The sequence below is a fragment of the [Zimmermannella] alba NBRC 15616 genome, from assembly GCF_001570905.1.
Lineage (GTDB): Bacteria > Actinomycetota > Actinomycetes > Actinomycetales > Microbacteriaceae > Pseudoclavibacter > Pseudoclavibacter albus.
The window spans coordinates 1-22112 of record NZ_BCSO01000008.1; the positions used below are offsets into that span (position 1 = coordinate 1).

19 protein-coding genes and 1 pseudogene are annotated in these 22112 nt (G+C 63.7%); 1 reads left to right on the forward strand and 19 read right to left on the reverse strand.

The window, feature by feature from the left end:
* Window positions 1–423 precede the first annotated feature (423 nt).
* The 18 genes and pseudogenes from tyrS to infC form a co-directional block, all read right to left on the reverse strand.
* Window positions 424–1734 (reverse strand): tyrosine--tRNA ligase, encoded by a 1311-nt coding sequence (gene tyrS / locus ZAL01S_RS06350; protein WP_244875355.1) that lies wholly within the window; start codon window positions 1732–1734, stop codon window positions 424–426.
* Between the two features lie 104 nt (window positions 1735–1838).
* Window positions 1839–3266, reverse strand: a complete 1428-nt coding sequence (gene argH / locus ZAL01S_RS06355) for an argininosuccinate lyase (RefSeq protein ID WP_066081412.1) — start codon at window positions 3264–3266, stop codon at window positions 1839–1841.
* Window positions 3267–3268: 2 nt separating this feature from the next.
* The gene (locus ZAL01S_RS06360; protein ID WP_066081415.1) at window positions 3269–4468 is read right to left on the reverse strand and encodes an argininosuccinate synthase; all 1200 of its coding nucleotides are present in this window, start codon (window positions 4466–4468) and stop codon (window positions 3269–3271) included.
* A 63-nt stretch (window positions 4469–4531) separates the two neighbouring features.
* Entirely contained in the window at window positions 4532–5611 is a 1080-nt protein-coding gene (lipA, locus tag ZAL01S_RS06365; RefSeq protein WP_083523133.1) for a lipoyl synthase, read from the reverse strand.
* On the reverse strand, window positions 5608–6348 hold the full coding sequence (gene lipB / locus ZAL01S_RS06370) for a lipoyl(octanoyl) transferase LipB (protein ID WP_083523134.1): 741 nt from the start codon (window positions 6346–6348) through the stop codon (window positions 5608–5610). The genes lipA and lipB overlap by 4 nt, the downstream gene beginning before the upstream one ends.
* A gap of 55 nt (window positions 6349–6403) precedes the next feature.
* The gene (gene argB, locus ZAL01S_RS06375; RefSeq protein WP_066081418.1) at window positions 6404–7297 is read right to left on the reverse strand and encodes an acetylglutamate kinase; all 894 of its coding nucleotides are present in this window, start codon (window positions 7295–7297) and stop codon (window positions 6404–6406) included.
* A 9-nt stretch (window positions 7298–7306) separates the two neighbouring features.
* On the reverse strand, window positions 7307–8473 hold the full coding sequence (argJ, locus tag ZAL01S_RS06380; RefSeq protein ID WP_066081422.1) for a bifunctional glutamate N-acetyltransferase/amino-acid acetyltransferase ArgJ: 1167 nt from the start codon (window positions 8471–8473) through the stop codon (window positions 7307–7309).
* Window positions 8470–9519 (reverse strand): annotated as a pseudogene (gene argC, locus ZAL01S_RS06385) (N-acetyl-gamma-glutamyl-phosphate reductase). The gene argJ and the pseudogene argC overlap by 4 nt, the downstream one beginning before the upstream one ends.
* A gap of 137 nt (window positions 9520–9656) precedes the next feature.
* Window positions 9657–12224, reverse strand: coding sequence for a phenylalanine--tRNA ligase subunit beta (pheT, locus tag ZAL01S_RS06390; protein WP_066081427.1), 2568 nt, complete (start codon window positions 12222–12224; stop codon window positions 9657–9659).
* Window positions 12225–13274: a phenylalanine--tRNA ligase subunit alpha gene (pheS, locus tag ZAL01S_RS06395; RefSeq protein WP_066081430.1), complete on the reverse strand. Its 1050-nt coding sequence runs from the start codon at window positions 13272–13274 to the stop codon at window positions 12225–12227.
* Window positions 13275–13301: 27 nt separating this feature from the next.
* Window positions 13302–14273, reverse strand: coding sequence for an amino acid ABC transporter permease (locus ZAL01S_RS06400; protein WP_066081433.1), 972 nt, complete (start codon window positions 14271–14273; stop codon window positions 13302–13304).
* Entirely contained in the window at window positions 14270–14917 is a 648-nt protein-coding gene (locus tag ZAL01S_RS06405) for an amino acid ABC transporter permease (RefSeq protein ID WP_066081437.1), read from the reverse strand. The genes ZAL01S_RS06400 and ZAL01S_RS06405 overlap by 4 nt, the downstream gene beginning before the upstream one ends.
* An 82-nt stretch (window positions 14918–14999) precedes the next feature.
* Window positions 15000–15881 (reverse strand): glutamate ABC transporter substrate-binding protein, encoded by an 882-nt coding sequence (locus tag ZAL01S_RS06410; RefSeq protein WP_066081440.1) that lies wholly within the window; start codon window positions 15879–15881, stop codon window positions 15000–15002.
* A 69-nt stretch (window positions 15882–15950) separates the two neighbouring features.
* Entirely contained in the window at window positions 15951–16724 is a 774-nt protein-coding gene (locus ZAL01S_RS06415; protein ID WP_066081443.1) for an amino acid ABC transporter ATP-binding protein, read from the reverse strand.
* Window positions 16725–16808: 84 nt separating this feature from the next.
* Window positions 16809–17612, reverse strand: coding sequence for a TrmH family RNA methyltransferase (locus ZAL01S_RS06420; RefSeq protein WP_066081601.1), 804 nt, complete (start codon window positions 17610–17612; stop codon window positions 16809–16811).
* 129 nt (window positions 17613–17741) lie between these two features.
* Window positions 17742–18125: a 50S ribosomal protein L20 gene (gene rplT / locus ZAL01S_RS06425; protein WP_066081446.1), complete on the reverse strand. Its 384-nt coding sequence runs from the start codon at window positions 18123–18125 to the stop codon at window positions 17742–17744.
* 38 nt (window positions 18126–18163) lie between these two features.
* Entirely contained in the window at window positions 18164–18358 is a 195-nt protein-coding gene (gene rpmI, locus ZAL01S_RS06430) for a 50S ribosomal protein L35 (protein ID WP_066081449.1), read from the reverse strand.
* A 22-nt stretch (window positions 18359–18380) separates the two neighbouring features.
* Window positions 18381–19022, reverse strand: coding sequence for a translation initiation factor IF-3 (gene infC, locus ZAL01S_RS06435; RefSeq protein WP_083523135.1), 642 nt, complete (start codon window positions 19020–19022; stop codon window positions 18381–18383).
* Window positions 19023–19306: 284 nt separating this feature from the next.
* Here infC and ZAL01S_RS06440 point away from each other — a divergent pair, with 284 nt between their 5' ends.
* Entirely contained in the window at window positions 19307–19654 is a 348-nt protein-coding gene (locus ZAL01S_RS06440) for a DUF1844 domain-containing protein (RefSeq protein WP_066081455.1), read from the forward strand.
* Between the two features lie 27 nt (window positions 19655–19681).
* Here the strand turns inward: ZAL01S_RS06440 and ZAL01S_RS06445 are convergent, their stop codons facing one another.
* Entirely contained in the window at window positions 19682–22102 is a 2421-nt protein-coding gene (locus ZAL01S_RS06445) for an HAD-IC family P-type ATPase (protein ID WP_066081458.1), read from the reverse strand.
* Window positions 22103–22112: the final 10 nt, after the last annotated feature.

The following is a 22112-nucleotide window of genomic DNA, read 5'->3' on the forward strand; positions in this document are numbered from 1 at the left end:
GAAATTCTCATCACCTGAACCCCGGGCAGTGACCTGCTCGTGGGGCGGAGATGCTCGATGTTGCTGCTGGCGTTTCCGCGCTGCGGCAACTCGATTAGCTTATCTCCGTCCGATTCTTTCTGTCAAATCGGCGTGTCGCGTTGCGATTTCCGATTGCTGGAATCGAGGTGATCGAGATCGTACTCGTTTCGCTTCTGGAGTGCAAATGCGTTCCGAAGAAGCTGTTTGGAGTTGATCTCACCTCTCCGTGAGGCCCGAGCGCTTGGCGCTTCGTTTCTCTCGGCGAGGAGTTATGACTTTAGGGCCGAATGCCCAGCTTCTCCAAATCGCCCCAATCTCGGGCGTGTCGCGCCTGTTGTGGACGATGCAGTTGGGCCCGGTCTCCACAGGGAAACCGGGCCCAACTGCTCGTGTGATGGAGAGCTACTCCCCCGCGGTTGCCGCGAAGACTGCAGCGAGGGTCTTCTTGCCGCGACGAAGAATCGCAATGTCGCCGGCGAGCAGGTCGCCCTGCTCAAGCGCGCGATCATCGTCGAGCTTCACATTGTTGATCGTGACACCACCCTGCGAGATGGCGCGACGGGCTTCACCGAGGCTCTTCACCAGCTCGGTGTCAACAAGCAGCTGCGCGATTGAGGTGCCGAGCGCGGCATCCGTGTGCGGCAGCTCCTTGCCTGCAGCGGCAAGAGTTTCAGCGTCGATCTCGGTGAGTTCGCCCTGTCCGAAAAGGGCCTGAGATGCTGCGATCGCCTGGGCTGCAGCAGCCTCGCCGTGGACAAGCGCCGTCACCTGCTTCGCAAGCTCACGCTGCGCCGCGCGGCGGAACGGCTCCTCTTCGACGAGACGTGCGAACTCTTCAATCTCTGCCTTCGTGAGGAAGGTGAAGATCTTAAGCCGCTCAATCACATCGCGGTCGTCGGTGTTGAGCCAGAACTGGTAGAAGGCGTACGGCGAGGTGAGCTCGGCATCAATCCAGATGGCGTTGCCCTCGGACTTACCAAACTTCGTACCGTCGGAGTTCGTGATGAGCGGAGTACCCATCGCGTGAAGCTGCTTGCCTTCAATGCGCCGAACAAGGTCGACACCACCCGTGAGGTTGCCCCACTGGTCGCTGCCACCGGTCTGAAGGACGCAGTTGTAACGGCGGTGGAGCTCGAGGTAGTCGAGCGACTGCAGAATTTGGTAGCTGAACTCGGTGTACGAGATACCGGCCTCGGAGTTGAGGCGCGCAGCGACGGCATCCTTCTTGAGCATCGTGCCGACACGGAAGTGCTTACCGAGTTCACGAAGGAAGTCGATCGCGGTGATCTCGGCCGTCCAGTCGAGGTTGTTCACCATGCGAGCGGCAGACGGACCCTCGAAGTCGAGGTAGCGCTCAATCTGGCCCCGCAGACGCTCGACCCACTCGGCGACGGTGTCACGCGAGTTGAGGGTGCGCTCCGCGGTAGGACGCGGGTCACCAATGAGACCGGTGGATCCGCCGACAAGACCAAGCGGCTTGTGGCCGGCCAGCTGCAGGCGACGAAGCAGCAGCAGCTGGACGAGGTGTCCGAGGTGCAGCGACGGCGCCGTCGGGTCGAAGCCGCAATAGTAGGTGATCGGCTCGCCTCCGAGCAGAGCGCGCAGTTCCTCACGGTCAGTGGACACGTGCACATAACCACGCCACTCGAGCTCGTCAAGAACGTTTTCGAACGATGCGTCGTTCGCCTGGCTTGCGAGATTGAGTTCGGTCACGCCCTCCACCGTACCAAGCCCGCGCGCACACCCTGTTCACCGCGCCAACAACGATGTTGGGGCCGTGCACCGAAGTGCACGACCCCAACGAGGTGTTCCTTGGACTAGGCGTTCGCGGTGAGCTCGCCAACCCGCGCACGAAGCTCGGCGAGCTGTTCGCGCACACGCACGGGCGCCGTTCCACCACGACCGTTTCGCGTTGCGACCGAGCCCTGGACAGTGAGGACGCTTCGCACCTCGGGCGTCAAGTGGCTTGACACTTCAGCGAAGTCTTCGTCGCTGAGCTCATCGAGCTCGACGCCGCGTTCCTCAGCCCGACGCACGAGCATGCCGGAGATTTCGTGCGCGTCACGGAACGGAACACGGTGCTTCACCAGCCACTCGGCAACATCCGTTGCGAGCGAGAAGCCCTTCGGAGCTAGCTCCGTCATCCGTTCACCGTGGAAGGTGAGCGTGCGCACCATGCCGGTGAACGCCGGAAGCAGCACCTCAAGCGTCGCGATCGAGTCAAGGATCGGCTCCTTGTCCTCTTGCAGATCACGGTTGTACGCGAGCGGCAACGCCTTGAGCGTTGCGAGCAGGCCAGTGAGGTTGCCAATGAGGCGACCCGACTTGCCACGGGCAAGCTCCGCGATGTCCGGGTTCTTCTTCTGCGGCATGATGCTTGAGCCCGTTGACCAGGAGTCGTGGAGCGTCACGAAGCCGAACTCCTTCGTGTTCCAGATGATGATCTCTTCGGCGAAGCGCGAGAGGTCAATGCCAATCTGGGCCGTCACGAAAGCGAACTCGGCGGCGAGGTCACGGCTGGCGGTTCCGTCGATCGAGTTCGGCGAACTTGTCGAGAACCCGAGGTCCCCCGCAACCTGCATGGCGTCGAGGCCGAGCGTCGAACCCGCGAGCGCGCCAGCACCGTACGGCGACTCGTCAAGACGCTGCTCGAGGTCACTGAGACGCGAGAGGTCACGGACAAGCGGCCACGCGTGAGCGAGCAACTGGTGCGCAAGGGTCACCGGCTGTGCGCTCTGCAGGTGCGTGCGTCCTGGCATGATGACGTCCATATGTGCCTCGGCCTGCTCGCCAATCGCATTGACGAGTTCGGCCACAAGGCCACGAATCGAGACGATGGCGTCGCGAAGGCACATGCGCATGAACGTCGCGATCTGATCGTTCCGGCTGCGGCCCGCGCGGAGCTTACCGCCGAGTTCCGGGCCAGCAATCTCCATGAGACCGCGCTCGAGCGCAGAGTGCACATCTTCATCGCTTGGTGTCGGCACGAAGGTGCCGTCAGCCACGCGCTCCCCCAGCTCGGTAAGCGCGGCGATCATGCCCTGATACTCGTGCTCGTCGAGGTATCCGGCGGTGTGCAGTGCACGTGCGTGCGCCCGGGATCCTGCGAGGTCATAGCCTGCGAACGCCCAGTCAAAGTGCGTCGAGCAGCTCAGGCGCTGAAGCTCCGGCGAAGGCCCGCCGGCGAAGCGGCCGCCCCAGAGGGCGCCCGCTTCGCCGGCACGGTTTTCTGTCTGACCCGACACGCTTACTTCTGCCCCTGTGCGCGGCGAGCAGCGATCTTCGAGGGCATACTCCAGAGCTCAATGAAGCCCTTCGCGTGCGACTGGTCGAACTGGTCACCCGTCTCGTAGGTGGCAAGTTCGAAGTCGTAGAGCGACTGCGCCGAGCGGCGACCGGTCACGGTCGCGCGACCGTTGTGCAGCTGGAGACGCACCTCACCGGTCACGTACTGCTGCGTGTGGTCGATGAAGGCGTCAATCGACTGCTTGAGGCCACCGAACCAGAGACCGTCGTAGACGAGGTTTGACCATTCGGCCTCGAGTTGGCGCTTCATGCGAAGCACATCACGCTCAAGCGTCATGTCCTCGAGGTGCTCGTGCGCCTCGATGAGGGCGATTGCCGCCGGCGCCTCGTAGATCTCACGCGATTTAATGCCAACGAGGCGGTCCTCGACCATGTCGATACGACCGACGCCCTGTGCACCCGCGAGCGCGTTCATCTCGCGAACCATCTCGATCGGCGTCTTGCGCACACCATCGATCGAGACCGGCACACCCTGCTCGAAGCCGATCATGACCTCAGTCGGCGTCTTCGAGGGGTCCGGGTCCTCGGTGTACGAGTAGATACCGTCGCGCGGGGCGTTCATCGGGTCTTCGAGGTACCCCGACTCAATGGCACGACCCCAGACGTTCTGGTCAACCGAGTACGGGCTCTTCTTCGTCTGCTCAATCGGCAGCTTGTTGGCCTCGGCGTACTCGATGGCCTTGTCACGGGTGAGGGCAAGGTCACGCACGGGTGCGATCGCCTTGAGTTCCGGACCGAGCGCCGCACAGGCAGCCTCGAAGCGGACCTGGTCATTGCCCTTACCGGTACAGCCGTGTGCGATGGTGTCGGCACCGAGTTCGCGAGCGGTCTGCACGAGGTACTTCGAAATGAGCGGTCGGGACAGGGCCGAAACCAGCGGATAGCGCTTCTGGTAGAGCGCGTTCGCCTTGAGGGCCGGCATGAGGTAGTCGGAGGCGTATTCCTCCTGCGCGTCGATCACAACCGATTCCACGGCGCCGCAGTCAAGAGCACGTCGTCGGACGCGTTCCATGTCCTCACCGGCTTGGCCCACATCAATGGCGAGGGCAACAACATCCTTGCCCGTGGCATCCTTCAGCCACCCAATCGCCACCGACGTGTCAAGGCCGCCCGAGTATGCGAGAACCACGCGTTCCGTCATCCTGAGCTCCTAACTCGTCGAAAATTTCAGCTACCCTACATGAAAATTGACGAATTGCTCAACTTATGCTCTGTCAGAGGCCCTTTGTGCAGCTGCTGAAGGCGTCAATTTCACTCCTGTGCTAGCAGGTAGTAAACCCCTGGTCGCCACCAGCGCACGCGCCTCTTGACGCGCCGAACCGACCATTTCGAGACCCTGCAAATGTTCTGGGAGTGGGCGCCCGAGCTTCTGCATAGCCGTCGCGTACAGGCGACCCGCGCGATACGAGGAGCGCACAAGTGGGCCGGACATGACGCCGAGGAACCCGATCTCCTCGGCAGCCTCAGCAAAGTCGAGGAACTCCTCCGGGGTCACCCACCGGTCGACAGGCAGGTGGCGCGGCGAGGGGCGCAGGTACTGCGTGATCGTGAGCAGCTGACATCCTGCTTCGTGCAGCGCTTCCATCGCCTCGAAGACTTCGTCGTCCCGCTCCCCCATACCGAGAATGAGGTTCGACTTTGTGATGAGTCCACAATCGTGGCCGAAGCGGATGACGTCGAGGGACCGCTCGAAGGTGAAGGCAGGGCGGATGCGGCGGAACACTCGCGGCACCGTCTCGACGTTGTGCGCGAACACCTCGGGGGCCGCATCCACGATCCGCTGCAGGTGCTCGGGCTTGCCGGAGAAGTCCGGGATGAGGAGCTCGACGCCGGTGTTGGGGTTCATTGCGTGGATCGCGCGCACCGTTTCGGCGTAGAGCCACGAGCCTTCATCCTCGAGGTCATCTCGAGCGACGCCGGTGACCGTCGCGTAGCGGAGGCCCATCTGGCGCACCGAGTCGGCAACGCGGCGAGGCTCAGTCACGTCGAGCCGGGAGGGCTTGCCCGTGTCGATCTGGCAGAAGTCGCAGCGTCTTGTGCACTGCGATCCGCCGATGAGGAACGTTGCCTCACGGTCTTCCCAGCACTCGAATTGGTTTGGGCAGCCTGCTTCCTGGCAGACCGTGTGCAGCTGGCGCTTCGAGACGAGCTCGCGCAGCTCTTGGAACGCGGGGCCCTGCTGCGCGGTCGTGCGAATCCAGTCAGGCTTCGTCTCGATCGGGGTCTGGCTGTTTCGCGCTTCGATGCGCAGGAGTTTGCGCCCTGACGGCGGTGACACGGTCATGCTGCCTTCTCCTTGTTCGGCGCCGCCACAAACCACGTGGAGACGACGTCGTCGAGTTTTCGTCCGAGCACGGGCGCGAGATCGACGGGTTCGACGCCGGCGATCCCTTCCAAGGCCATGGAGGTGACGCTCGCGTCCTTGAGCCCGCAGGGCACGATCTGCGCGAAGGGGCGCGGGTCATTGGTGCAGTTCACTGCGATGCCGTGAAGCGTGGCGCCTTGGCGGATGGCGAGCCCGAGGGCAGCAATCTTGCGGTCGGGACCTCGTTCGTCACCAGGCAGCCACACGCCGGGGCGCCCCTCGACCGTGACGGCTTGGATCCCGAACTCCGCCAGCGCGTCGATGATCGCTGTTTCCAGGTCGGTCACGAACTCGCGCACGTCTGGCTTCGGACGCAGCGCCCCCGAGAGATACACAACGAGCTGACCCGGCCCATGCCAGGTGAGTTGACCGCCGCGGTCGATTGCCACGACCGGGGTGCCGTCATAGGGACGGTCTTCCTCCTTGGCCTGACGACCGGCGGTGTAGACGCTCGGGTGCTCGAGCATGATGAGACTTGGCCCGCGTTCTCCAGCTACGACCTGTCGGTGCAGCTCATACTGCAACTCAAGCCCCGCCTCGTAGGGAACGCGCCCGTCCGCATCAATGAGCCCGTCAATGGGCGGAAGGTCGCCTCCTCGTGGAGACGCTTGCGTCGCTTCGCCAATGCGTCCCAGGCACAGCCACTCACTTGTCATGTGAGCGACACTATCTTTTTTGAACCCCGTCTACTAAATCGGTCGGTGTGCGAGGTTACGGCACGACCATGGTCCCGGCACCATCAGTCGTAAAGACTTCCAAGAGGACGGCGTGAGGCTCACGGCCGTCAATGATCGTGGCGCACGGCACTCCCCCATCAACCGCCTCAAGACAGGCCTCAACCTTCGGGATCATGCCGGACTCGAGGCTCGGTTGCAGCTCACGAAGCTCAGCGGCAGTGATCTCTGAAATGAGCGATTCCGGATCCGGGTAGTTCGCGTACAGCCCGGGCACATCCGTGAACATGACAAGTTTCTTGGCGTTCAGGGCCACCGCGAGCGCCGCCGCCGCACGGTCCGCGTTGATGTTGAGCGCCTTGCGCGGATGATCCAGGTCGGACGCGATCGAGGAAATGACAGGGATGCGTCCTGCCGCGATATCCGCGAGCACAACACTTGGATCAACGACCTCAATCTCACCAACGCACCCAAGGTCAACCGTGTGGCCGTCAACCTCGATACTCTTTCGGCGGGCTTGGAACAGACCAGCGTCCTCACCACTGACCGCGGTTGCCTGTCGCGTGCGCTCGTTAATGGACGCCACGAGTTCACGCGCCACTTGCCCGCCGAGGACCATCCGCACGACTTCCATCGCGTCGGGGCTGGTGACTCGGTAGCCTGCGACACATTCGCTCTCAATGCCGAGGGCATCGAGCATCCGTGAGATGTGCGGCCCGCCGCCGTGCACGATGACAGCTTGTACGCCCGCATGTCGCAAGAACGCGATGTCGGCAGCGAAAGCCTCAAAGAGTTCGTCGTCGACCATCGCGTTCCCGCCGAACTTCACGACGATGATGCTGTCCGCGTAGTGGGTCATCCACGGCAGCGCCTCGATGAGGGTTTCGACCTTCGCGGTCGCGGTGGGTTGTGTGATCCGGAGTTTCGACATGGTTCCTGGTTACGACGAGTAAGCGCTGTTCTCGTGCACGTACTCGTGGGTGAGATCGTTCGTGAGAATGGTGGCTCGCGCGGTACCGGCGTGAAGGCACAGCTCCACATGCACCTCGCGCGATTCGAGATTGACAAGTTCAGGGCGTTCGTGCGGGGTTCCCTGGCGGCAAACCATGACCCCGTTGAGAGAGACATCAAGCTCTGCCGGATCAAAGGTGGCCGTTGTAGTGCCCGCGGCGGCGAGCACTCGGCCCCAATGTGGGTCCTTGCCGTAAATGGCCGCTTTGAACAGCTTGGAGCGGCTGATGGCCCGGGCAACGTCCTCAGCGTCTTGCTCGGTGGCCGCGTGGGTGACGTCAATCGTGATGTCGTAGCTTGACCCTTCGGCATCCTCCTGGAGCTGTTTTGCGAGGTCTGCGCAGCACGCGGTGAGGAGCTCGCCAAATTCATCAGGGCCGGCCTCAATGCCGCTCGCACCTGAGGACAGCAGCGCGACGGTGTCGTTCGTCGACATGCATCCGTCTGAGTCCACGCGATTGAGCGTGACGCGCGTTGCAGCCCGGAGCTCACGGTCGAGGATGTCTGGCGTCAGGACCGCGTCGGTCGTGATGACGACGAGCATCGTCGCGAGACCTGGTGCGAGCATCCCTGCACCCTTTGCCATCGCTCCAATGGTCCAACCGGCAGGCGATCGTCGAACAGCTACCTTGATTCGTGAATCGGTCGTGAGGATCGCTTCGGCGGCACCGCTTGCATGAGATGCGGTATTTCCAAGCTGCTCCACCACCTTGGGAACGCCACTGAGGACAGCGGAGCGAAACGCTTCGCCGCCAGTTCCGATAAGACCCGTTGAGCACACGAGCACGTCGGAGGACGAAACGTTCACGTGCTCGGCAACCGCCTGAGCGGTCATCCGTGTCGTCTCGAAGCCAAACGGCCCGGTGAAGCAGTTCGCGCCACCAGAATTCAGGATGACTGCCCGGGCGGTGCCGCTCGTGATGGCGCCCTTCCACCAGATGACGGGATTCGCGGGGCAGCGGCTACTCGTGAAGACGGCGGCTGCGTCTGTTCGCGGACCATCATTGACGACGAGGGCGAGGTCTCGTCGTCCACTTGATTTGACGCCAGCAGCGATGCCGGCTGCGCGAAACCCCTTGGGCGCGGTAATGCTCATGGTGCAACTCCGTTGATGCTGAGGCCAAGGCACTCATCGAGACCGAGTGCCAGGTTGATGTTTTGGATGGCGGCGCCGGCAGTGCCCTTGCCGAGGTTGTCGATGGCAGTGACGATCACGGCCTGGCCGGCGCGCTCGTCAAGACCCACGCCGATCGCAACTCGATTGGAACCGAGGACATCACCCGTGCGGGGCCACTCCCCTTCCGGCAGGAGGCCGACGAACGGTTCACCGTCGAGGTGACGTTCGAAGGAAGCGCGAAGCATCGCTCGAGTGACTCCCGGCTTCACCTGCGCGTGGGCAGTTGCGAGGATGCCTCGAGCCATCGGCACAAGCACCGGCGCAAAGGTGAGCTGCACGGACTGCCCCGACGCGTTGCGCAGGTTCTGTTGCACTTCGGGGTTGTGGCGATGTGAACCATCGGGGCTGTACGGCACAGCTTGGCCGATGAGTTCGGCGGCCGCATTCGTTGGCGTCGGTTTCTTTCCTGCTCCGGAGGGACCGACAGCGAGCACCGCACTCAACGAGGACGGGGCAACAAGGTGATCGGCGACCAGCGGAACAAAAGCGAAGGTCAGGGCCGTGACGTTGCAACCGGGCACCGCGATGGTGCGGGCTCCAGCGAGGCGTTCCCGCTGAGATGGGCCCTCGACGCGCGGAAGCTCCGGCATCCTGTACGTCCACGCGCCAGCCCACTCGCCGCCGTACTAGTCGTTCCAATCGTTGGCCGACTCGAGGCGGTGGTCCGCACCGCAGTCGACGAGGAGTGTGTCGTCACCCATGGCTGCGGCGAGTGCGCCGGACGCCCCGTGCGGCAGGGCGAAGATCACGACGTCATGCCCGGCAAGGGCCTCCGGCGTCGTGTCCTGCAGCACCATGTTGCCGTACCTCGCGAGGTGTGGGTGCACGCGTCGCAGACGCTCACCGGCCTGTGAGTGCGCGGTCACGGTGCGCACTTCGAGTGCGGGATGGGCTGCCAGAAGGCGAAGCAGCTCACCACCGGCATATCCACTTGCTCCGACTGCTGCGACGGAATACCTCTCCATATGTCATGGGGTAGTGAGCTGTTTTGCGGGTTGCATTGTGCAAGTTGCACAGTCACGTGGCCCACATGCATGGTTACTCTCGAATGACGAAGGCCGGCCACTTCGTCATGAAGTGACCGGCCTGTTCGCAGACATCGCTACGCGCGCATGGTGGCGCCGAAACGCTCCTGGGCGAGTGCAGCGCCCGCTTCCTTGGCTTCGCTTGCCTCAGCTGCTGTGAGCGTGCGGTCGCCCGCACGGAATCGAAGCGCGAAGGTGAGCGACTTCTCGTCGTCAGTAAGGCCCTGGCCTCGGTAGTCGTCGACGAGCGTGATCGACTCGAGCAGCTCGCCCGTGCCCTCGGCAACGGCGGCCTGCACCTCAGCGGCTGGCACGTTCGCCTTCACGACGAGCGACAGGTCCTGGGTTGCCGCCGGGTACCCGGCGATGAGGCCCGGAATCACCTCGCGACGTCCAGCTTCGAGCAGCGCGTCAAGGTTCATCTCGACGGCACACACGCGACCGGGGAGGTCACGCTCGGCACTCACCTCGGGGTGGAGCTCGCCAGCGAAGCCGACCGAGACGAGCTCGTCGCCCTGTCGGACGAAGAGTTCCGCCGTGCGCCCCGGGTGGAAGGCCGCGTGCGAGCCCTGTGCGATGACGAGTTCCGTCGCCACCGCGTGCGCAGCGAGGCGTGCGAGATCGAGTGCATCCACCCAGTCGTAGCCGAAGGCAGCCTGTCCGGGGCCCTTGGCGACGCGGTCGCCGACGAGCATCGCGCCGAGGTAGCGCGGCTGCTCCGGCAGGCCCTGCTCCAGGGCAGACAGTTCAGCATCGCTCGGGCGAGCGGCAACGGGCGGAAGCTCCGAAACACCGAGCTCAGCCCCCTCACGCGGGAGGAACACGTGACCGATCTCGAAGATCGAGAGGTCGGTCATGCCGCGCGACACGTTGCGGTGTGCGACGCCAATGAGGCCCGGCAGCATGCTTCGGCGCAGCCATGCTGTCTCCGAGTCGAGGGCGTTTGCGAGCTTGACGTGGTCGTGTGCTTCACCGCTCGCGTCACCGAAGAGCGTGTTGTCCGCGAGGGTCGTGAAGGGGTAGCTCAGCACCTCCACGCTGCCCGCTGCGGCAAGCGTGTTGGCGAGCTGGCGGCGAAGGCTCTGTTCGCGCGTGAGGCCACGCCCGGAGGGGGCGACCGGTAGCACCGAGGGGATGCGGTCGAAGTCGCCGAGGCGACCGATTTCCTCGATGAGGCTCACTTCGTCGACGAGGTCGGGGCGCCAGCTCGGGACCGTCACCTGGAGCGTCTCATCGTTGGATGCTTCGACCTGTGCGCCGATTGCGGTGAGCGAGCGGATGATCTCGTCACGCTCGTAGTCAATGCCCATCCGCTCAGCGGCAGCATTTGCCCGAAGCGACAGCGTACGCAGCTCAGACGCCTCGCCAACGATCGTGCCAGCCGGCGCGAGGCGTGCACCCGCGAGCTCGATCGCGAGCTCAGCGACGCGCGCGGCGGCCGCGACGGCCACGCGCGGGTCGACCCCGCGCTCAAAGCGGCGCGAGGCCTCCGAGGGCAGCTTGTGACGACGTGCGCTGCGGGCAATCGAGATCTGCGCGAAGTTTGCAGCCTCGATGAGGAGGTCGGTCGTCGTGTCGCTGATCTCGGTCTCGGCCCCGCCCATGACGCCGGCGATCCCGATCGGGCCGCGGTTGTCGGCGATCACGATGTCTTCGGTGCTCAGTTCGCGGTCCTTGCCGTCGAGCGTGGTGATCCGCTCCCCTGCGCTCGCGCGACGCACGACGATGCCTCCGTCGAGCTTTGCGAGGTCGTAGCCGTGAATCGGCTGCCCGAGCTCGAGGCACACGTAGTTCGTGATGTCGATGAGGAGGCTCTTCGAGCGGATACCCGCGAGTTCGAGGCGCGTGCGCATCCACTGGGGCGTGCGACGCGACGGGTCAGCGCCCTCCAGCACAAAGGCGGCAAACACGGGGCACATGGTCTGGTCACGGACGGCGAGCTCGTCAGCGACGGTCACCGGCACGCGAATGGATGCGGCGTCCGGAGCCACTGCCTGCTCGGCGAGCGCTGCGAGCTCGTTCCGGAACGCCGGGTCACGGAATGCTGCACCGGTTGCGTGGCTGTACTCGCGTGCGAGACCGCGCATCGACAGCGCGTAACCGCGGTCGGGGGTGACGTTGACGTCGACTGCCTGCTCGTCGAGGCCGAGGAGCGAAATGGCGCTCGTGCCAACCTCAGGGTCGAGGCCAAGCGTCGAGAGCACGAGGATGCCATCGTGGTCTTCGCCGATGCCGAGCTCGCGCACGGAGGCGATCATGCCGTCCGAGATGTGGCCGTAGGTCTTGCGCGCAGCAATCGCGAAGCCGCCCGGAAGCACAGAGCCCGGCAGCGTCACGACGACCTTGTCGCCCACCTCGAAGTTGTGGGCACCGCACACGATGCCACGGACGTCCGCGCCGCCATCGGCTGCGGTCTGCCCTTCCGGAGCCACGCGAACCTGGCACCAGTTGATCGTCTTGCCGTTCGACTGCGGTTCGGGGGTGCGTTCGAGCACCTCACCGACGACGACCGGACCGGTCACGTCAAAACCGAGAATTTCTTCGTCTTCGAGGCCAACGCGAACAAATGCGTCAAGAACCTCTTGCGGCGTTGCCTCGACCGGCAGTTCAACCCATTCACGCAGCCAGCTCAGTGGAGCCCGCATTTAGATCACCATCCCGAACTGTTCGCTGAATCGGACGTCGCCTTCGACCATGTCGCGCATGTCGGTGAGGCCGTTGCGGAACATGAGCGTGCGCTCGGTTCCCATGCCAAAGGCAAAGCCCTGGTATTCCTCCGGGTCAACACCTGCTGCCCGGAGCACATTGGGGTGCACCATGCCGCAGCCACCCCATTCGATCCACCGCGGGCCGCCCTTGGCGCCCGGGTGCCAAATGTCCATTTCGGCACTCGGCTCGGTAAACGGGAAGTAGTTGTTGCGCAAGCGAATCTTCGCTTCGTCACCGAACATGGCGCGCGCAAAGTGCTCAAGCGTGCCACGAAGGTGCGCCATCGTGAGGCCCTTGTCTATGGCGAGGCCCTCGAACTGCATGAAGACGGGCGTGTGCGTCGCGTCGAGTTCGTCAGTGCGGAAGGTGCGCCCCGGGCAGAGCACGTAGAGCGGAACACCGCGCTCAATGAGCGAGCGAACCTGGACGGGCGAGGTGTGCGTGCGCATGAGGAGGTGGCGCTCGACCGGCTCCACAAAGAAGGTGTCCTGCATGGCACGGGCCGGGTGATCGGCGTCGAAGTTCAGAGCGTCAAAGTTGAACCATTCGCTCTCGAGCTCCGGGCCGTCGGCGATTTCCCACCCCATGCCGACGAAGATGTCGCTCACACGGTCCTGGAGCGCGGTGAGCGGGTGGCGCGCGCCCAGGCGCTGACGCGTCGGCGCTGCCGTCACATCCACGGTCTCCTGCGCGAGACGCTCACGCTTCTCACGCTCAAGGATGTCGTCCTGCTTCGCCTGGAACGCCTTGTTGACTTCGCCACGCGCCTGGCCGACAAGCTTGCCAGCCTCCTTCTTCTGCTCCTTCGGAACATTACGGATCTCAGCGTTGAGGAGCGCAAGGGGCGAGCCTTCAGCCATGTGGGCCTTCTGGGCGGCCTTCAGCTCGGTCGAGGTCGAGGCGGCGGCCAGCGCGGCGAGTGCCGCGTCAAGGGCCGACTGCACCGCCTCCGGGGTCAAGGTCAGGGCGTTCTCTGCTTCACTCACAGCATGCGAGTCTATCGGCTCGTCTGCCTAGTCTCCGCGCCGATGGTGGCCAAGCATGCCCGATGGTGCAGAACCAGAAATCGAGATGAGTGCGGTGTCCGTACCCGGCTCCCCTTCACTTGGTCGAGGTTGCGGACCGCCTCGCTTCGTGGTGCGCCGTCGGGCGCCAATCGCCTGCGGGCCGGTACGTCGGGCAAGCCAACGTGCGAACCATGACAGGGCCAGGTTCACTGACAGGTACACCACGAGCACGATCAGGAAGACCGAGAATGACACCTTGGTCGAGCCGAGCGAATCTCGCATCTGCTGCGAGATGCGAAGGATCTCGGGAAACGCCACGACATAAGCCAGTGAGGTGTCCTTCAGCAGCACGACCAGCTGCGCCACGATGATCGGCAGCATTTGTCGGAACGCCTGCGGGAATTCCACGAGCATGCGTGTCCGCAGCGGTGTCAGACCAAGCGAGAGTCCTGCCTCACGCTGCCCTTTGGGAAGTGCGGCAAGACCGGCGCGGAGCGCTTCGCCGATGATGGCACCGTTGTAAAGCGCGAGCGCGCCAACCGCGGCCCAGTACCCCTCGGTCGCGAGCGCGAGCAGGATGAAGAGCATCATGAGCAGAATCGGCATGCCACGAAGGAATTCGAGAACGATGGTGGCCGGTACCCGGATCCAGGCCTGCCGTGCCGTACGGAGGAAGGAGAACACCACCCCGATCACGAGCGCGAGGATTGCTGCGAGCGCGGCCACACGAAGCGTTCCCATCAAGAGACCATCGACCAGAAGCCTGCGCCAGAACACGACGTCCCGGGCAAAGTCCCAGCGTTCGGGTGACCACAGCCCCGTGAGTTTCGCTCCGTTGACCGTCGTTCGTTCTTGGCCAAGAGCCCAGAGGAGCCATGCCACTCCCGCGAGCACAAGAACGGTGGTCAGCGCGGAGAGCACGCGATTGCGACGTCGGGCCTTCGGCCCTGGTGCGTCATAGAGGACTGAACTACTCATCGAAGCACCGCAACCTTTCGTTCGATGCGCTCAGCAACTTGACCGAGCGGAATCGTGATGACCAGGTAGCACAGTGCCGTTCCGATAAGAATCGGGATCACCTGGTCGCCGTTGGCGTTCGTCAAGATCTTTGACGTGGCAACGAGTTCAACGACGTAAAAACCCGCTGCGACAGAGGTATTTTTCGTGAGGGCAATGAAGACGTTGATGAGCGGAGGAACGACCATTCGCAGCGCCTGCGGAAACACAATGTGGGCGACTGTTTGGCCAAAGGTCATCCCGATGCTTCGCGCGGCTTCTGCCTGCCCAATAGGCACACCGTTGATGCCGGAACGGAGGGCCTCAGCGACAAACGGCGAGGTGTAGACCGCAAGGGCAACAGTTGCGCTCAGCATGTAGTCGAGTCGCACCTGCAGTGTCGGCAAGACGATGGCGAAGAAGAAAAAGACGAGCGTCAGTGGCGTATTTCGCACCGTCTCGGTCCACAGCGTCGCCAGCCCGCGCAAGCTTGAAATAGGTGAGATACGCATGACTGCAACGATCATGCCGATCACGGCGGCACCCATGCCGCCGCCGAGCAACAACTGCAGGGTGACGAGAAACCCTTGTCCATAGGCACCGAGATTGTCGAGAACTGCCTGCATGACGATGTGTCCTTCCAACCGGGCTTGGGCGAACATGCCCCAGCCGGGCCCCAGCCGTCATCACGGCTGGGGCCTCACGGGATTAATAGCGGTCCGGCTTTGGTGCTTCCGGGACAGGAAGGACACTGCCGACCGTCTGAGTCCAGGCTGCTTCCCAACGCCCGTCAGCGACAGCGGCGTCGATGGTGTCGTTGACGAAGGTGCGGAATGCTTCGTCACCCTTCGCGAGGCCGATGCCATAAGGTTCCTCGGTGAATGTGCCGTCAACAACCTCGAATTCACCCGCATTCTGGGCAACGAGGCCCGCGAGAATCACGTTGTCCGTGGTCAGTGCGTCAGCTTGACCAGTGCGGATCGGCTCGAGGCAATCCGAATACTTGTCGACGGTGAGCACCTTGTCAGTGTGCTCACGGACGTTCTTCTCTGAGGTCGATCCAGTCACGGTGCACACCGTTGCCTCCCCGAGGGAACTCGGCTCGCTCGTAATCTGCTTCGGGTTTCCGGACGGCACGAGGAACGACTGACCCGCGGTGTAGTACGGACCCGCAAAGTCGATGACTTCCTTGCGCTTGTCGTTAATCGTGTAGGTCGCGATCACCAGGTCGACCTGGCCGTTCTGGATGAACGGTTCGCGATTTTGGGAAACGGTCTCAACCCATTCGATCTTGTCGGCGGGGATGCCGAGCTCCCCGGCGATGATCTTGCCCATTTCAACGTCAAATCCTTCGGGCTTGCCCGATGCTCCCATGAGGCCGAAAAGTGGCTGATCGAACTTCGTGCCGATGCGAATTGTGCCCTTGTCCTTGAGCGAAGCCATCGTGGTGCCCGCCTCAAAGGTTGCGTTTTCGTTGACGGCAGGACCCTGGCTGGCCGGAGAACTCGCCTCCGAGTTCGTGCAGCCAGTGAGCCCAGCTGCAGCCACCAGCGCAATTGCGACGGAGGTAACGAGGGATTTCAGCTTCATTGCATGACTCTCTCTGTGAACGGTTTCGTCATTGAAACCGGGTGTGAGGGGTGTTGAGTTGTCTCTCGCCTAGTGAGCGAGAATCTTGGAGAGGAAGTTTTGTGCTCGTTCAGACGACGGCGCAGTGAAGAACGTGTCGGGCGCAGCTTCTTCAACGATGGCACCGTCGGCCATGAAGATGACACGATCTGCAGCGCGACGTGCGAATCCCATCTCGTGGGTTACCGCGATCATCGTCATGCCTTCGTCGGCGAGCTCGATCATGACGTCGAGGACCTCATTGATCATTTCTGGATCAAGCGCTGAGGTCGGTTCATCAAGCAGTATGACCTTGGGGTTCATGGCGAGGGAGCGCGCGATAGCGACTCGTTGTTGTTGGCCGCCCGAGAGCTGTGCTGGCAGTTTGTCTCGATGCTCGGCTACACCAACTCGGCGCAGGAGCTCCAATGCGCGCTCGTCCGCTTCTTTTCGGCCAACACCGCGAACACGCCGAGGGCCGAGCGTCACGTTCTCGAGCACCGTCTTGTGGGCAAAGAGGTTGAAGGACTGAAACACCATGCCGACGTCGCTGCGCAACTCAGCCAGGGCCTTCCCTTCCTCAGGCAAGGAGACCCCATCGATGAGAATCTCACCGGAATCAATCGTTTCAAGGCGATTGATCGTGCGGCACAGCGTCGACTTTCCGGACCCTGAGGGGCCGATGACGACGACCACTTCGCCACGATTCACCGTCGTGGTGATGTCTTTCAAGACGTGGTGGTCCCCAAAGTACTTGTTGACATTGCGGATTTCGATCAAAGGCGATGCTGCCTTATTCGTGACCGCCCCATTGCGCTCATCCATGCACACAACTATATCGCTTGTGATCACTCGACGGGGATTCGCGCCGGGGTGTTCGGAAGCAAGTTCGGAACGGGGACCGAGTGTCTAGGCTTCGGAGCGCTGCGCGAAGGCCGACTGGTAGAGGCACACGGATGCCGCGGTCGCGAGGTTCATCGACTCGGCGTCGCCGTAGATGGGAACGCGGATGACGTCGTCGACCTGGGCGAGCACCTCGTCCGTGAGGCCACGGGCCTCGTTGCCGAAGATCCAGGCCGTTGGCTCAGCGAGCGCTTCCATCGAAAGTTCGGGGAGGTCACGCCCCTTGACATCTGCGGCTCGGGCGACAAGTCCTGCACCGCGAACCTGGCTGAGCGCCGTCTCGAAGTCAACATCGACGGCGACCGGCAGGTGGAAGATCGAACCCGTCGTCGAACGCACGACTTTCGGGTTGTACAGGTCGACAGCTCGGCCGGAGAGGATGACGGCATCCGCTCCTGCCGCGTCGGCGGCGCGAATGATGGTGCCAGCGTTGCCAGGGTCACGGACCTCTTCAAGGATGGCAACGAGCTTCGGCGCACCGTCAAGGATCGAGCGGATGGACGTCGGGAACTGGCGGCACACTGCGATGACACCCTGCGGCGTGCGCGTGTCTGCCATTGCCTCGATGACGTCTTCGCTGGCGAAGATCACCTCGAGCTCAGCTTCGCGGGCGAGGTCCCCGAGGTCCTGGTGACGCTCGAGCGCGGTCGGGGTGATGTAGAGCTCTTCGACGAGATCGGGACGGTAGTTCAGTGCTTCGCGGAGCGCCTGCGGACCTTCGAGGAGGAACAGGCCTCGCTCTTGACGCTCGGACTTCTGCGCGAGTCGGCGGACTTCGCGAACACGAGCGTTGCGCGGGCTCTCGATCATCATGGCGGGGAACTCCTCAAGGTTGTGGCTCCGACCGTTCACGTCGGCCAGCCGTTCACACGATACGACACAGCGATGGGGCGGTCAGCATATGTGCTGACCGCCCCATTCGCAGGTTGCTGGGAAGGGCTACGCAGCCTTCTTCGCCGAGGTGTCGGCGGGGAGGGCGTCCTTGGCGAGCTTCACGAGCGCCGCGAAGGTAGCCGGCTCGTTCACGGCGAGGTCGGCAAGGATGCGACGGTCAACCTGGACACCAGCAAGGCCGAGGCCCTGGATGAAACGGTTGTAGGTGAGGCCGTTCTGACGAGCACCCGCGTTGATGCGCTGGATCCAGAGGCGACGGAACTCGCCCTTCTTCGCGCGACGGTCGCGGTAGCTGTAGACGAAGGAGTGGATGACCTGCTCCTTGGCCTTGCGGTAGAGGCGCGAACGCTGACCGCGGTAACCGGATGCGCGCTCGAGAGTAACGCGACGCTTCTTCTGGGCGTTGACTGCCCGCTTCACACGTGCCATGTGAGTGTTCTCCTAAAGACTAAATGGGTAGTCGGCGCTTAGTGGCCGAGAAGCTTCTTGACGACCTTCGAGTCCGCCTTCGAGAGGACCTGGTCCTGGTTGAGTCGAGCCTTACGGCCAGGGGCCTTGACCTCGAGGTTGTGGCGCATGCCGGCCTGCTGCTTCATGATCTTGCCGGTGCCCGTGATCTTGAAGCGCTTCTTGGTGCCCGAGTGGGTCTTCTGCTTCGGCATGGGATCTCCTTGCTGTGGTGGTCTACTCCGCGGTGTCCGCGGACGTCTTGGTGGCGGCTGCTGCCTTTTCGGCGGCGACCTTCGGGTTCTTCGCGGCTCGCGCTGCTTCCTTCGCGGCCGAACGGCGGGCTGCTGCCTCGCCCTTCACGTCAGACTTGCTGCGGTGGGGCCCGATGATCATCGTCATGTTGCGACCGTCGATCGTCGGGGTGGATTCCACCGCGCCGTACTCCTGCACTTCCTCGGCGAACTTCTGGAGAAGTCGGACACCGAGTTCGGGGCGGGACTGCTCCCGGCCACGGAACTGAATCATGGCCTTGACCTTGTCGCCCGCCTCGAGGAAGCCGATGGCGCGCTTCTTCTTGGTCTCATAGTCGTGCGAGTCGATCTTCAGGCGGAAGCGAACTTCCTTGAGCACCGTGTTGGCCTGGTTGCGGCGTGCTTCCTTGGCCTTCTGCGCTGCCTCGTACTTGAACTTGCCGTAGTCCATGATCTTGGCCACGGGCGGCTTCGAGTTCGGGGCGACCTCAACGAGGTCAAGGTTGGCCTCCTGCGCAAGGCGGAGGGCGACTTCGAGCTTGACGACGCCGACCTGCTCGCCGCTGGGACCGACAAGACGGATCTCGTTGGCGCGGATGCGGTCGTTCGTGCGGGGTTCGCTGATGAGTTGCTCCTAACGTGGCGGGCGCGGGAACGGTTGACGACATCGCACCCACCATCGTGAGCACGATGGTGTCGGCCACCCGACTGCCTTGCGGCACGCCCCGAATGCTGATGCGTTCGGAGGGAGTGGCGAACCCGGTAACCTTTGGAGCGGTCAACGGGTGGGACGAAGTCCTCTTGATTCACACGGCATCTGCTGTGCAGACACCAGCGACCAGAATACCAGCTTTCTGCCGGAGAGGGAATACCTTGCACGAGTCACAGTCGAACCACTCGCACGAGCCGATGGATGCCGCCCCTGGCGACGCGTCCGAGCTCGCTCGCGACATCGCCGAGGTGCCCGCCGTCGAACTCATCACGACGACCGCCGTGCACCTCATGAGCGCGGCGGCTGTGCAGCTTGGTCTCGGCGACGAGGACGAGCCGCAGTCGCCGGACCTCGACGAAGCCCGCAAGCTCATTTGCGCGCTCGCCGGCCTCATTACCGCCTCGCTCCCCTACCTCGGGAACCACCACGCGCGTCCGCTGCGCGACGGGCTTCGCTCGCTGCAGCTCGCGTTCCGCGAAGCATCCCCCTACCCGGATGAGCCGGGCAAGGGCCCGGGCGAAGACCTCACTGGCCCCGTCTTCTAGTTCGCCCCGCCGAGAACCCGACCCGGTTCAGCCTCGTGCTGGCCGGGTCGCGTTGTGTCGGGCGCGGGTGACGCGGGAGTGAATCTCGATGAGGACCATGGCGGCCACTCCGACCCCGACGGCAATGCCGAACATGGGCATGCCGGGGAGGCGGAACGCGAAAAAGTCGCTCACGAAGGGTGCCGTCATGACGAGGAGCATTCCGGCATAGCAGGTGGCCAGCAGTGCCGCGCGCCACGGGCTCAGCGGCCGGGCGAGAACGTTGAGAATCCACAGCGCGGCAATGCCGAGTGTGATGCAGCAGGCCGTGCGAGCCTCGTCGAGTCCAATGCCCAGCACACGCGCAGCGATGCTCGTGCTGAGAATCGCGAGCAGCACAATCGCACCGCTCGGGATCGCGAATTCAAGGGCGCGTTTCAAGAAGCCGCGACGGTAGCGCTGCGGGTTCGGGATGAGCGCCAGGATGAATCCCGGCAGGCCGATCGTGAGCCCGTCGAGTGCTGAGAGCTGGCGCGGCAGGAACGGGAAGCCCCAGACGAGCAGGCCGAAGCAGAGAGCGATCAAGATCGAGTAGGCCGTCTTCGAGAGGAAGAGCATCGAGACGCGCTCAACATTGGCGATGACCTGGCGGCCTTCCTTCACCACGCCCGGAAGGTGCGAGAAGCGACCGTCGAGCAAGACAAGACGGGCAACGGCACGAGTGGCCGCGGCCCCATTACCCATGGCGATGCCAAGGTCCGCATCCTTGAGCGCGAGGACGTCGTTCACACCGTCGCCGGTCATGGCGACGACGTGGTCGCGCGATTGCAGCGCGTGCACCATGGCGCGCTTCTGTTCGGGCGTGACGCGTCCGAACACGCGCTCACGTTCGAGCACCTCGGCGAGTTCGTCGGGATCTTCGGGAAGCTCCCGCGCATCGAATCCTGGCCCGTCGTGGAGCCCCACGGCCTGCGCAACCGCACCCACCGTGCGGGGGTCATCGCCGGAGATGACGCGCATGCTCACGCCCTGCTCACGGAAGTAGGCGATCGTGTCGGCTGCGTCGTCGCGAATGCTCTCGCGGAGCGTGAGCACCGCAACGCCGCGGAGGTCAGCTGGCTTCGTGGCCGCCTCGCAGGCGTCAGCGTCAAGCACCTGCTCTGAGTAGGCAAGCAGGAGCGCGCGACGGCCCTCAGCGGCCTTCGTCGCAGCGAGATCAAGGAACTGCGCATGTTCAGCGGTCCTGCTGAGAACGAGTTCGGCGGCGCCAAGCACCCAGGTGCCTCGCGCCTCGCCATCTTCGACGACAACTGCGCTCCACTTTCGTGCTGAGCTGAACGGGATCGAGCGTGCGATCCGTGCAGGCGCTCCTCCTTCGAGACCGGATGCGAGCGCCTTCGCCGTGTCGTTCGCGTGCTCATCGAGCGCCATCGCCTCAACAACGGATGCCCACGGTTCGACCGGGGCACCGCCATCCGGAGCCGACGCCGCGTCGAAGGTGAAGCTGCCGTCGGTGAGGGTGCCCGTCTTGTCGAAGCAGATGACGTCCACCCGAGCAAGGCCCTCGACTGCGGGGAGTTCCTGCACGAGCACCTGCTGGCGGGAGAGCTTCACTGCGCCGACCGCGAAGGCGACGCTCGTCATGAGGATGAGCCCAAGTGGCACCATGGCGATCGCCGCACCGATGGCGCCGACACTCGCCGAGCGCCATGCGCCGGTCTGGATCGCGACTTCCCAGCCTCCGATCGTGTGCATCTGCGCGTTCACGACGATCGCGAGCACCGGGAACAGCATCCAGGCGATCCAGCGGAGCACTCGGTTCAGGCCGTTGCGAATCTCGGACTGGACGAGCGAGAAGCGCTTCGCTTCCTGCGTAAGCTTTGCCGCGTAGGCTTCCGAGCCCACCTTGCGAACGCGCGCAATGCCGTGCCCAGCAACCACCGACGAGCCCGCCAGCACTTCTTCGCCGAGGCGCTTCGTAACCGGCTCGGATTCGCCGGTGAGGAGCGACTCGTCGACGGCGAGACCGTGCACCTCAAGGAGTTCAGCGTCGGCCGGAATCTGGTCACCCGCAGTCACAACGATCGTGTCGCCGCGCACGACCGCCTCACGCGCGATCTCCTGACGCTCGCCGTCACGAATGACGGTTGCGACCGGCGCGTGAATGAGCGCGAGTTCGTCGAGCGCCTTCTTGGCGCGGTACTCCTGGACGACGCCGATGATGGCGTTCGCGACGGCCGAGAAACCGAAGAGCGCGTCCTTCCACTCCCCCACGACGAACAGCAGCACGAAGCAGCTGAGCACGATGCCGTTGAAGAGCGTGAAGACGTTGGCGCGAAGAATCGACCAGAGGCTGCGGCTCGAGTCATCCGGGAGCGTGTTCACGTCGCCCGCACGTTCACGTGCCGCAACTTCGTCCGCTGTGAGTCCGGTGTGGGCGAGTGCAGCAGATGGCGACGTGGAACTCATGATCCGAAGA

Excerpts from the sequence above, each read along its gene's own strand:
- ZAL01S_RS06360 (WP_066081415.1), bottom strand. The coding sequence starts at position 4,468 with ATGACGGAACGCGTGGTTCTCGCATACTCGGGCGGCCTTGACACGTCG.
- lipA (WP_083523133.1), bottom strand. The coding sequence starts at position 5,611 with ATGACCGTGTCACCGCCGTCAGGGCGCAAACTCCTGCGCATCGAAGCG.
- lipB (WP_083523134.1), bottom strand. The coding sequence starts at position 6,348 with ATGACAAGTGAGTGGCTGTGCCTGGGACGCATTGGCGAAGCGACGCAA.
- argB (WP_066081418.1), bottom strand. The coding sequence starts at position 7,297 with ATGTCGAAACTCCGGATCACACAACCCACCGCGACCGCGAAGGTCGAA.
- argJ (WP_066081422.1), bottom strand. The coding sequence starts at position 8,473 with ATGAGCATTACCGCGCCCAAGGGGTTTCGCGCAGCCGGCATCGCTGCT.
- pheT (WP_066081427.1), bottom strand. The coding sequence starts at position 12,224 with ATGCGGGCTCCACTGAGCTGGCTGCGTGAATGGGTTGAACTGCCGGTC.
- ZAL01S_RS06400 (WP_066081433.1), bottom strand. The coding sequence starts at position 14,273 with ATGAGTAGTTCAGTCCTCTATGACGCACCAGGGCCGAAGGCCCGACGT.
- ZAL01S_RS06405 (WP_066081437.1), bottom strand. The coding sequence starts at position 14,917 with ATGCAGGCAGTTCTCGACAATCTCGGTGCCTATGGACAAGGGTTTCTC.
- ZAL01S_RS06410 (WP_066081440.1), bottom strand. The coding sequence starts at position 15,881 with ATGAAGCTGAAATCCCTCGTTACCTCCGTCGCAATTGCGCTGGTGGCT.
- ZAL01S_RS06415 (WP_066081443.1), bottom strand. The coding sequence starts at position 16,724 with ATGGATGAGCGCAATGGGGCGGTCACGAATAAGGCAGCATCGCCTTTG.
- ZAL01S_RS06420 (WP_066081601.1), bottom strand. The coding sequence starts at position 17,612 with ATGATCGAGAGCCCGCGCAACGCTCGTGTTCGCGAAGTCCGCCGACTC.
- rplT (WP_066081446.1), bottom strand. The coding sequence starts at position 18,125 with ATGGCACGTGTGAAGCGGGCAGTCAACGCCCAGAAGAAGCGTCGCGTT.
- rpmI (WP_066081449.1), bottom strand. The coding sequence starts at position 18,358 with ATGCCGAAGCAGAAGACCCACTCGGGCACCAAGAAGCGCTTCAAGATC.
- ZAL01S_RS06440 (WP_066081455.1), top strand. The coding sequence starts at position 19,307 with ATGGATGCCGCCCCTGGCGACGCGTCCGAGCTCGCTCGCGACATCGCC.
- ZAL01S_RS06445 (WP_066081458.1), bottom strand. The coding sequence starts at position 22,102 with ATGAGTTCCACGTCGCCATCTGCTGCACTCGCCCACACCGGACTCACA.